The organism is Pseudomonas sp. NPDC096950, assembly GCF_044762525.1.
In the GTDB taxonomy this organism is placed as follows: Bacteria; Pseudomonadota; Gammaproteobacteria; order Pseudomonadales; family Pseudomonadaceae; genus Aquipseudomonas.
Genome location: NZ_JBIWEL010000004.1, coordinates 76,997 through 87,404, shown reverse-complemented (window position 1 = coordinate 87,404; position 10,408 = coordinate 76,997). Strand labels below are relative to the sequence as shown.

The window sequence follows — 10,408 nt, the reverse complement described above, 5'->3', positions numbered from 1 at the left end:
TAAGTCAATTAAGGCTCGTCTCCGTTCGATGGGCAGATATACCTGAGGGGCTGGGCTGAGCATCGACGTGACGAAACGTAGGTCGTGGAGAGGGCGGTTTTCGCGGCGCGGACGTATCGTTCGAGCGCCTTGACGGTCTCTCCACAGGGTCGGAAAAAATTAGAACATCCACGGCCGACTGTCTGTCATGGGAAGCAGGGACAAGCGTGCCGATGCACCGGCGCGGCGCTTTGGATCTGGGGAGGGGGCTGCTATAAAAGCCCGGGCAAACCTTCAGTCAGCCCGTGTCCGGCTCTCGACTGTCTCGAGAAAAATCGATGCTTTCCCAGAGACCGAACGCCATCCCTTGGGTGTACTTGCGAGAGCCATTGAAATGAACATGACAGCCGAAACGGACCGTCCCGCGGTTAAGCCCTGGAGCCTGACCCGATTCCCCAATTACGCTGAAGCCGCGGCGGTTGAAGTGATCGATGCGCATGAAATCTCCAAAGCCGATTTCATGCGCCTCTATGTCACCAAGAACCGTCCCTGCCTGATCAAGAATGCCGTGCGCCACTGGCCGGCGTTCACCAAATGGACCGACACCGAATACCTGCGGGCCAACTCGCCCAACAGCCCGGTGGTGGTGCGTTCGGCGATGGTGTCGGAGGTGATCGGCTGGTCCGGGCCCGAGGTCAAAGCCGCGTTGACCGAACAGGCGGACGCGCGTCACCGCGACATTCTGTTCCACGACTTTCTCGACGAGTTGAAGGTTGAGGGTGGGCCGTTGGTGGCTGACAGTTGCGGTTTCACCGAAGGCGCGGCGTTCGAGAAGATGAAGGACGACGTCGCGGGTATGCCGTTCATGCCGGTGCTGAGCAAGGCCCGGCGTTATCCGTCCTATCGCGGTTTCCTGTATCGCGATTCCTATACGGACTGGCACTTCCACGCCACCGACGAAACGTTCATGACCCAGGTGATCGGCGCCAAGGAAATCCTCTTGCTGCCACCGGATGATGCGAGTTGGGAAGGCTTGCGGCCGGTGATCGAGAACGAGGGTTACCTGTTCAATATCGACACCGAGCGTTTCCCCGGCACCCGCGCATTGCGCCCGACCCGGGCCGTGGTCGAACCCGGCGATGCGCTGTATATCCCGGCGCTGTGGTGGCATGCGGTGGAGTCGATTGGCGAAGAGTTCGGCATCACCGTTGCCGCGACTTTCGGCACGCCGTTGCACATCAACGGTGACCTGCGCTATCCCATCGCTCGCAAAGTGGCGCGCACGTATCTGTTCACCCCGGCGGCCCCGTTGGTACTGGGTGCGGTGGTGTATTCCCTGGCGTATCGGCTTCTGCATGGCGTTGCACGCCTGGTCAAACGGTGATCTTCAAGTCGGCCCGACCAGACTTTTCCCTCGGGCGCGGTTTCTATTTCCTGTGGATGGGCGAATCCCTCGCGGTGATCGGCACCGCGCTGATGGAGTTCGCCCTGGGCGTCTGGGTCTACAACCACACCGGATCAGCCGTTGCGTTTGCCAATGTGGTGCTGGCGGCGACGTTGCCGGCGATCATCTTCCTGCCATTGGCCGGAGGTCTGGCGGATCGGGTCAGTCACAAAGTCATCATTGTCTGCAGCGACGTGCTGCTCGCGGCGATGCTGTTCGTGGTGATGGCGCTGCTCTGGACCGATCGGCTGGAACCGCTGCATTTGTATGTGTTCAACGCGTTAGCGTCGATCGTCAGTTCGTTCCGCCAGCCGGCTTATCAGGCGGCCGTCAATTCGATTGTTAAACCCGACAAATTCACCCGGGCCTCGGGGTTGATGGGCATCAGCAAGAACGCCTCGGCGCTGGTGGGGCCGCTGTTGGCAGGGATACTGATGGCTCAGGCCGGGTTGGTGACGATTGTTGCCATCGACCTGATCACCTTCTGCTCGGGCACGTTATTGGTGATCAAGGCGTTTTCCCATGCGCGCACGCCGGTATTGGGCGGTGGCGGGGCGAGTGCGGGGTCGGTAATGCGCGGCGCAGTGCGCAATGTCACCGATGCGCTGGGCTTCTTTAAAAGCGAACGGCTGATGGCGGGGTTGCTGGTCTACACGATGCTGCGCAATGCGCTGCTGTCGATGGTGACGTTGATGATCACGCCGTTGTTGCTGTCGATGCACACCAGCCAGACCTTGGGCGTGGTGTACACCTGGGCGGCGTTGGGCGGATTGTCTGGCGCCGGGTTGCTGATCTTTGTCGGCAACCCCGGGCGGTTGATGGTGTTGATTGCGTGTGCCGACCTGGTGTTGTCGCTGTGTGTGGTCAGCATTGGACTGGTATCGAGTACGACGGCCTACTGCGCGGTGGTGTTTGTCGCCATCGCGGCGGCCAGTGTGGCCGATGGCGGCGTCAGTGCGTTGTGGATGCGCAAGATCCCCACCGGGTCCCGGGCCAGTGTGTTTGCGTTGATCAGTATGTTGATCATTGCCGCCACGAGCATTGCGATCTTTGGTGGTGGCTTGATTGTCGACCACTGGTTCCAGCCGGCGCTTGAACCGGGTGGGCGGTTTGTCGAGTCCATCGGCGGCTGGCTCGGTGTGGGCAAGGGCCGGGGCGTGGCGCTGCTGTTTGTGGTGGCGGGCGCGGTGAGTGTGTTGTTGTGCCTGGGCACGCTGATCTATCGGCCGATGCGGCGACTGGATCGGTTGGTGCGGGATGAGGACAGCACAGCACTGACCCCGGCCGACGCGGTTCTGTAGGAGCGAGGCTTGCCCGCGAAAGCGGTGTGTCAGTCGGCATGAGTAGTGACTGGTGCGACGCCTTCGCGAGCAAGCTTTGCTCCTGCAGGGGTCTGTGCCGACCACAGATCTTGTGATCGACACTTAAACAAATGTGGGAGCGAGCCTGCTCGCGAAAGCGGTGTGTCAGCCAACGATAATGTCGACTGTCATGCCGCCTTCGCGAGCAGGCTCGCTCCCACAGGGTTAGTGTTTCTTCAGCACAATCCCTGTTTCAGACCTCAGCCAATTCAAGCGTTGCGTCGATGAATTCAAACGCCGTTTTCTTCGACTCCGCTGCCCGTTCGAAGAATGCCAGATGGCTGCCATCCTTCTCGATATGCAACGTTGCACCCTCAATGGACTGCGCAATCAACCGCGAGCCACCGATGTGGGTGGTGCTGTCGCTGTCCCCAGCCACCACCAATGTCGGCACCGTGATCCGGGGCAGGATGGGGAGCAACTCGGTTTTGTTCAGCGCGTCATTGAGGCGGGCGTAGCGGTAGAACAGCTCCGGGTTGACGTAGGGGAACAGCACCGTATGAGCGATCGGTTCCGGCGTGGTCGCCAGGGTCTTTTGATCAACGAACATCGCTTGCAGGTCTTGCGCCTCGGCCCGGTCCTGCGCGGCGGTTTCCATCAGCCATTCGAAGTTTTGCTGGTGCGGCGTACGCAGGCTGTCATCGCCCAGGTTGTAGTCGCCGTGCCAAAGGCTCAACGACTGCGCGCGTTCGCCATGCACGGCCGCAGCGCACAGCACAATCGCGGCACCGCCGCAGATGCCCATCAGGTGTGCACTGTGCAGCTCGAAATGATCCATCACCGCGAACAGATCGGCGACTTGGTCATGGGTATCGACGCCCACCTGGTCGAAGGCTTCGCACGCGCCAAACAGCCCGCGAGTTTCCCAGGTCACGACAAAGTAACGCTCACTGAGCGCGTCGAACCAGTCACGGCAAAGATCAAACGGCATGCCGCAGGGCAGGGCGAGGACGATGGGCGGGCGTTGCCGATGTTTGCTGGCATAGACCGAAAGGGGGACGCCGTCACGAGTGATCAGGCGCGACGTTTCGATCTGCGGGACGGCGCCGCTGAAATCGAAAGACGCCAGCACGGCCTCAAAGGGTTCCGGCGCGTCGAAAGCGTCGTAGCGAAAGTCGAGGGCCTGGGAAATCTTCTTACTGATAAACAATTCGAACGACGACAGTTGCGCCGACGCGCCGTGCAAGTACTGCACGGCGCTGACGCCAACGTGGGCCAACGCGCGAGTCACGGCGTGCTCTGTGGCAACCCGCGCCGGGGAGGCGGCGACAGGCGTGCTGTCGTCTCCCCCGGCGAAGAAACACAGACGAACCGGGTCCGGCAGGTTGGCGGCAAGATGCCGGAGCATCCTGACTGTCTCGCACAGGCGCGTTGCGGCGTCGGTGGGAAGGGACATGGAAAGGGTGCTCCTGTTAGGCAACGTTGCTCAAGCCAGCATTATTCCGAGCCGAATTTCTTGCCTCGGGTGGTCTCGGTCACCAGGCGGTTGTAGTCCGGTGAGGAGTTGCCGAGCACCTGGACTGCGCCGTATTTCTCCAGGCTGATCTTGCCGCCGTACTCTTCGATGTGGTCCGAGTCCGGGTAGATTTTCACGAACGAAGGCACGTAGCGCGAGGCAAAACCCATGCGCATGTCCTGGGATTCGCCGCTGTGCGGGTAGGAAGCGTGCATCAGCGTGGACCAGAAAATGATGAATTGGCCGGCCTTCATTTGCATCGGCACGGCAGAGGCTTCGTCAGGTTTCCAGTTTTCGTCGATCTGCAACTGGCGGTAGTCGTAGCCGAAGAAACCACGACGAACGCCGTCCTTGACCACCCCGGTGGCGTTTTCGGGGTCGTAGCTCATGCGCTTGGTTTCGTCGTAATTCATGCTGTTCTGCGTGCCCGGAATAAATTGCAGGCAGCCGTTGGCAATGTTGGCGTCGGTGAACGCGGTCCACACGGTGATGGTGCCGCCGAACTCTTCGTTCTCCGGCCAGATGATCTGCGGTTTACCCGAGGCGTTGGCGAAGGTGTCGGCCTGGTGCCAGTCGGTGCCTTCGTCGCCAGGGTATTTCGGGAAAAACTCGGTGCGCCAGCACAGCACTTCAGGGCCGAGGATGCTTTGGATGCGGTCGGTGATTTCGGCGCGGCAGATGTGGTCGGCGAGGAAATCGTCATCGAGGTGGCGATCGTAGTTGGCGATGTTGGTGGCGCCGGAAATCGCGTCGAGGTCTTGATAAGCCGCGGCGCTGCGGTCGAGCAGGCGCAAGCGGGTACGCTTCCAGGTTTCTTTCATTTCTTCCGGGGTGTAGGCCGTGAAGGGGCCGATGAAGCCATTCTTTTCGAACGACTCTCGTTCTTCCTTCGTCAGGTTGAATTTTCTAACCGCAACTTCAGACATTTGCTTCTTCCTTTTGGTTGTGGGCTTGAACAAGCGAATTAATGCAGCCGGCGAGGACCTTGGCGGTCGCGCCATCGGCCAGGACGCCTGGGTCCAGGTTGATCTGGTAATGCGTCTTGAGCTTGCTCAACGAGCGGATCAAGGCCAGGGAGGTGCCGCCGAAGTCGAAGAAGTCATCGTTGAGGCCGATGCCGCTCAAGCCGATATCGTCGGACCAGACCCGCAATACGAAGTGCTCATACTCGGACAGCCCGGATTGCAGCGGCGCGGACGTCTCGTTCAACGGCGACGGCAGCTGCGCCTTGTCGATCTTGCCGTGGGCGGTCATCGGCAGGGCCGGGAGCACGATGTAGGCGGAAGGGCGCATGTAGTCCGGCAGGTTGTCCGAGGCCAGTGCCGCGAGTTGCGCACGGGAGTGTTCGGTCCAGGCATCCGGGCCATCGGTGGGTACGACATAGGCGATCAGGCGCCAGTCGCCGTCGCCATAATCATGGGCGCCAACGTGGCAAGCGGACAGGGCGGTGCTGGTTTGCAGGCAGGCTTCGACTTCACCCGGCTCGATGCGAAAACCACGGATTTTCAGTTGTTCGTCGCAACGCCCGACGTAGCGATATTCACCGTCGGCGCCTTGCATCAACAAGTCACCGGTGCGATAGGACGGGCTCGTGTGGCCGGGCAGGGTGACGAAGCGTTCGGCACTGAGCGCAATTCGATTCAGATAGCCTTGAGCGACGCCGGCACCTTCGATGTACAACTCGCCGGTCGCACCTTGGGCCACTGGGACCTGGTTCACGTCCAGCAGGTTGAGCTTCCAGCCATCCAGTGGCTGACCGATGGAGACCATCGCCGAGCTTTCCAGATCCTGGCCGCGCACCCGTTTGTAAGTGGTGTGGACCGTGGCTTCAGTGATGCCGTACATGTTGATCAGCGCGGGCTTTTCATCGCCGTGACGCTCGACCCAGGGACGCAGCACCGTGGCCGGCAAGGCTTCGCCACCGAACACCACATAACGCAGGGCCAGGCGATCCTTGGCCGCGCGGTCAATCTCATCAAGACCACGGAAGGCCGAAGGGGTCTGGCTGAGCACGGTCACGCCGTTGCGCACCAGCCACTTGCGGAACGATTCCGGCGAGCGCGACACGTCGTAAGGCACCACGGCGACCTGGCCGCCATGGGCCAGTGCGCCCCAGATTTCCCACACGGAAAAATCGAAACCGATGGAATGAAACATCGACCAGACGTCCGTCTGCGCGAAGCCATACGAGCGTTGTGTGCTTTCCAGCAGACTGCTGACGTTGCCGTGTGCGACCAGCACGCCCTTGGGTTCGCCGGTCGAGCCAGAGGTGTAAATCACATAGGCCGGGGCGGTTGCCGCGTTGAGTTTTGGTGCAGTCGAGTCGACCTCTGGGCCGGTCAGCAAAGCGTCAAGATGCAGCACGCGCAGCGACGGACTCGCCGGAACGCTGGCGACATCCTTGGAAGAAATCATCAGGCTGATGCCGCTGTCGCGCACGATATGTTCGAGGCGTTTGGCCGGGTACAGCGGGTCAACCGGCACATAAGCCGCGCCGGCTTTCAGGATGCCGAGCAGACCGATCACCAGGTCGACACTGCGCTCCAGGCACAGGCCCACGAGCATGCCGTCAGTCACCCCTTCATGACGCAGGCGTGCCGCGAGTTTCGATGAGACGGCTTCCAGTTCCGCATAGCTCAAGGCCCGGGTTTCGTCGGACACCGCCGTTCGCTCGGGAAATTCGCGGGCCTTGGCACTGAACAACTCATGCAGCAACGCTGCGGGTTTGAGAGGCGATGACGCGGAGTTCAGCGCCCCGCCCGTGTTGGTGATCGGCATGACTAACGCTCCAGTGAATGGGGAAAGGTGCATCACGGTTGCCTCGACGGGCGAGGTCATTCGACCGTCCACCGGACAGGTATCCGGGGACCGACCGCGATTCGCAGCTGCCGTATTTCAGCACCGTGTTCAAGCGGATGTCTGTCGCGGGAAATGGGGACAAGCGCACAGATGGAGCGAACGACGAACCAAATGTGGGAGCGGGCTTGCTCGCGAAGGCGGCCTGTCTGATACATCAATGTGGGATGTGCCGCCGCTTTCGCGAGCAAGCCCGCTCCCACATGGGGCGGTGGATGACATCCGAGCCTGTCCCGGATTGCGGTTACAGACATGACCCACCCGCAATGTTTTGATCCTTGCGCGATCGATCCATATGGCTTGGGAGTTGTGCATGAATCTTGAAACTGCGGCGGTTGGTTGGGCTGACAACGGTCTGGATGCGTCGGTCCGGCTTTCTTTGTTGAGCCCCGGGCTCAGCCTGCCGGTGGTGATCGAACCGGTGACTGCCGGCCTTGATTTTGCGGCGTGGGCCTCGGCCCGGCGCGAGGCGGTGGAGGCCTTGTTGTGTCGGCATGGCGCCGTGCTTTTTCGCGGCTTTGGGCTTGACACGGTGTCGTCCTTCGAAGCCTTCGCCGAGGCACTGTCACCCGGTCTGCATGGCAGCTACGGCGACCTGCCGAAGAAGGAGGGCGGGCGCAATGTCTATCGTTCGACGCCTTATCCCGAGCGGGAAATGATCCTGTACCACAACGAGAGTTCTCACCTCGAAAGCTGGCCGCGCAAGCAATGGTTCTTCTGCGAAAAGCCTTCCCGCGTGGGTGGCGCAACACCCCTGGTGGACATCCGCCAAATGATTCGCCTGCTGCCCGCCGACATCGTCGAGACGTTCGAGCGCAAGGCACTGACCTACAGCCGCACCTTCACCAAAGGCGTCGAGCCGAGCTGGCAGAATTTTTTCGGTGTCGATGACCCCGCTGTGGTCGAGGCCCGTTGCCATGAACAGGGCACCGAGTGCGCCTGGCTCGACGCCGACACCTTGCAGATTCGCACCCGCTGCCCGGCGGTGATCAAGCACCCGGTGACCGGTGAATCGGCGTTTTTCAATCAGGTGCAGCTGCATCACCCGTTCTGCCTGGGCGAGGAAATGCGCGAAGACCTGCTCGACATGTTCGGTGAAGATCGCTTGCCACGCATGGTCAGTTACGGCGACGGCACACCGATCGAAGACGAAGTCATGGCGTTGCTCGGCGAGGCGTATGAGTCCTGCGCGGTGCGCTTCGATTGGCAGAAAGGCGATGTGGTGATGCTCGACAACATGCTCACCGCCCACGCCCGCGACCCGTATGAAGAACCGCGCCTGATTGTGGTGGCCATGGGTGAGATGACCGCCAGAAACGATGTCTGGCAGGAACAATAACAGCGGCCGGGTGCCAGGCATTTGCGGTTTTGTACCGGCAATCCGGGACAGCCGATTTGCTCACGCTCCGTACACTTGATGCCCTGCGGTGAGCCCATTTGAGGATAGCGATCAATGAAAGGCGAGAAGAAAGAGAAGAAGCCAAAGAAGGACAAAAAGCCGAAACCCGGCTCGGTCATGCGCCTGCTGTGGCGCAGTCATCCTTGGCTGACCTTCTTCACCTTGATCACCGGCATCATCAGCGGCGTGGCGTCCATTGCCGTGGTCAGCGTGATCAACAAAGCCATTCATGAAGAAGGCACGCGCACCGATGCACTGATCTGGTTTGTCGGCCTGAGTGTGGTGGCGCTGATTTTCCGTAATGGCGCCGCGCTGTTTCCGGCCTACGCCAGCATGCGCATCATGACCCGCTTGCGCATCGCCCTGTGCCGCAAGATCCTTGGTACGCCGCTGGAAGTAGTCGACCGGCGCGGCCCACCAAACGTGTTGACGATGTTGACCAACGACATCCCGCAGCTGAACACCACGCTGGTGGTCATGCCCACGGTGTTGATCGAGGCGACGGTATTTATATTCGGCATCGCTTACCTGGCGTACCTGTCGTGGGTGGTGTTCGCCCTGACCCTGACGCTGATGGTCGTCGGCGTCATCCTCTATATGTTCTTTTTCCTGGGCGGCATCCGCTACTCCGGTCGGGTCCGCGATGAGTTCACCTCGTTCAACGAATACACGCATGCCCTGGTGTTCGGCCTCAAGGAACTGAAGCTCAACGGCATCCGCCGTCGCTGGTTTGCCCGCTCGGCAATCCAGGCGTCTTCCACTCGGGTGGCGCGCTTCAATTTCATCGAGCGCCTTTGGTACACCGCCGCCGATAACGTCGGCCAGTTCACCCTGTCGCTGTTGATCGGTTGCCTGCTGTTTGCCGCGCCATTGGTCATCGCCCTCGACCCGAAAGTCATGACCGCCAGCGTGCTCGCGGTGCTGTACATCATGGGGCCGCTGTCGCTGTTGGTTGGCGCGATGCCGGTCCTGGCGGGCGGGCGTATCGCTTGTACACGCCTGGCCGAATTCGGCTTCTCGATCAACGACCCACACCCGGATCCGGTTGAACCGGAAGTCGCCGCCACGCTGTTGCTGGAGCACAAAAAATACTGGGACAGCATCGAACTCAAAGACGTGCGCATGCATTACCAGGACAAAGTCACCGGGACCGGTTTCGGCCTGGGGCCGATCGATTTGAGTATCCAGTCCGGCGAGTTGATCTACATCGTTGGCGGCAATGGTTGCGGCAAAAGTACCCTGGCCAAGGTGATCTGCGGTCTCTACATCCCGCAAAGCGGTGAAGTCATGCTCGACGGCAAGGCCATCACCGATGACAGCCGCAGTGATTTCCGCGACTTGTTTTCCGCCGTGTTCTCCGACTTCCACCTGTTCAATCGCCTGATCGGGCCGGACGAGGAAGAGGGCAGTCCCGCGCTGGCCCAGAAGTACCTGGAAACCCTGGGCCTGGCGGACAAAATCAAGATCGAAGGCCTCGGTTATTCGACCACCAAGGAGCTGTCCTACGGCCAGCAAAAACGCCTGGCGCTGGTCTGCGCCTACATGGAAGACCGGCCGGTCTACGTGCTCGACGAATGGGCCGCCGATCAGGATCCGCCGTTCAAGAAATTCTTCTATGAAGAACTGCTGCCGGACCTCAAGCGACGCGGCAAAACGGTGCTGATCATCACCCACGACGATCAATATTTCCAACTGGCCGACCGCATCATCAAGTTGGCCGACGGGCACATCGTCTCCGATATCAACTGCACCGCCCGCGACAAGAACCTGAGCTCCCTGGCGTAGACCGCGCCACATCTCCTGACACCGCCGCCGAGCCTGACCACAGGCCGGTTCGGCGCACTGATTCCGTACCCACTCCAAGCGTGCCTGGTGCTTTGTGTCCCGGGTGGCACTGACAAATCTTCGAGAAG

Annotated in this window: 7 protein-coding genes; 4 read left to right on the top strand and 3 right to left on the bottom strand. The window is 60.8% G+C overall.

Annotated features, from left to right (window positions below):
- The first annotated feature begins 379 nt into the window (after positions 1-379).
- Both ACIQY3_RS09370 and ACIQY3_RS09365 read left to right on the top strand, forming a co-directional pair.
- Positions 380-1,363, top strand: a complete 984-nt coding sequence (locus ACIQY3_RS09370; RefSeq protein ID WP_403018806.1) for a cupin-like domain-containing protein — start codon at positions 380-382, stop codon at positions 1,361-1,363.
- Positions 1,360-2,724, top strand: coding sequence for an MFS transporter (locus ACIQY3_RS09365; RefSeq protein ID WP_403018805.1), 1,365 nt, complete (start codon positions 1,360-1,362; stop codon positions 2,722-2,724). Before ACIQY3_RS09370 ends, ACIQY3_RS09365 begins: the two co-directional genes overlap by 4 nt.
- Before the next feature lie 253 nt (positions 2,725-2,977).
- Here ACIQY3_RS09365 and ACIQY3_RS09360 read toward each other — a convergent pair whose 3' ends face one another.
- Genes ACIQY3_RS09360 through ACIQY3_RS09350 form a run of 3 tightly spaced genes read right to left on the bottom strand, consistent with a single transcriptional unit; the run spans position 2,978 to position 7,018 of the window.
- A complete protein-coding gene (locus tag ACIQY3_RS09360; protein WP_403018803.1) occupies positions 2,978-4,180 on the bottom strand; it encodes an alpha/beta fold hydrolase in 1,203 nt (400 codons plus the stop codon).
- A gap of 41 nt (positions 4,181-4,221) precedes the next feature.
- On the bottom strand, positions 4,222-5,166 hold the full coding sequence (syrB2, locus tag ACIQY3_RS09355) for a syringomycin E biosynthesis L-threonyl-[L-threonyl-carrier protein] 4-chlorinase SyrB2 (protein ID WP_403018802.1): 945 nt from the start codon (positions 5,164-5,166) through the stop codon (positions 4,222-4,224).
- Positions 5,159-7,018, bottom strand: coding sequence for an amino acid adenylation domain-containing protein (locus ACIQY3_RS09350; RefSeq protein ID WP_403018800.1), 1,860 nt, complete (start codon positions 7,016-7,018; stop codon positions 5,159-5,161). Before ACIQY3_RS09350 ends, syrB2 begins: the two co-directional genes overlap by 8 nt.
- Before the next feature lie 391 nt (positions 7,019-7,409).
- On the opposite strand from ACIQY3_RS09350, the gene ACIQY3_RS09345 reads away from it, so the two are divergent.
- Both ACIQY3_RS09345 and ACIQY3_RS09340 read left to right on the top strand, forming a co-directional pair.
- On the top strand, positions 7,410-8,435 hold the full coding sequence (locus tag ACIQY3_RS09345; protein ID WP_403018798.1) for a TauD/TfdA family dioxygenase: 1,026 nt from the start codon (positions 7,410-7,412) through the stop codon (positions 8,433-8,435).
- 114 nt (positions 8,436-8,549) lie between these two features.
- A complete protein-coding gene (locus tag ACIQY3_RS09340) occupies positions 8,550-10,280 on the top strand; it encodes a cyclic peptide export ABC transporter (protein ID WP_403018796.1) in 1,731 nt (576 codons plus the stop codon).
- The last annotated feature ends 128 nt before the right edge of the window (positions 10,281-10,408 follow it).

What these genes read in the sequence shown, in the direction of transcription:
- ACIQY3_RS09370 (WP_403018806.1), top strand. Translation starts at nt 380, where the DNA reads ATGACAGCCGAAACGGACCGTCCCGCGGTTAAGCCCTGGAGCCTGACC.
- ACIQY3_RS09360 (WP_403018803.1), bottom strand. Translation starts at nt 4,180, where the DNA reads ATGTCCCTTCCCACCGACGCCGCAACGCGCCTGTGCGAGACAGTCAGG.
- syrB2 (WP_403018802.1), bottom strand. Translation starts at nt 5,166, where the DNA reads ATGTCTGAAGTTGCGGTTAGAAAATTCAACCTGACGAAGGAAGAACGA.
- ACIQY3_RS09340 (WP_403018796.1), top strand. Translation starts at nt 8,550, where the DNA reads ATGAAAGGCGAGAAGAAAGAGAAGAAGCCAAAGAAGGACAAAAAGCCG.
- ACIQY3_RS09350 (WP_403018800.1), bottom strand. Translation starts at nt 7,018, where the DNA reads ATGCCGATCACCAACACGGGCGGGGCGCTGAACTCCGCGTCATCGCCT.
- ACIQY3_RS09345 (WP_403018798.1), top strand. Translation starts at nt 7,410, where the DNA reads ATGAATCTTGAAACTGCGGCGGTTGGTTGGGCTGACAACGGTCTGGAT.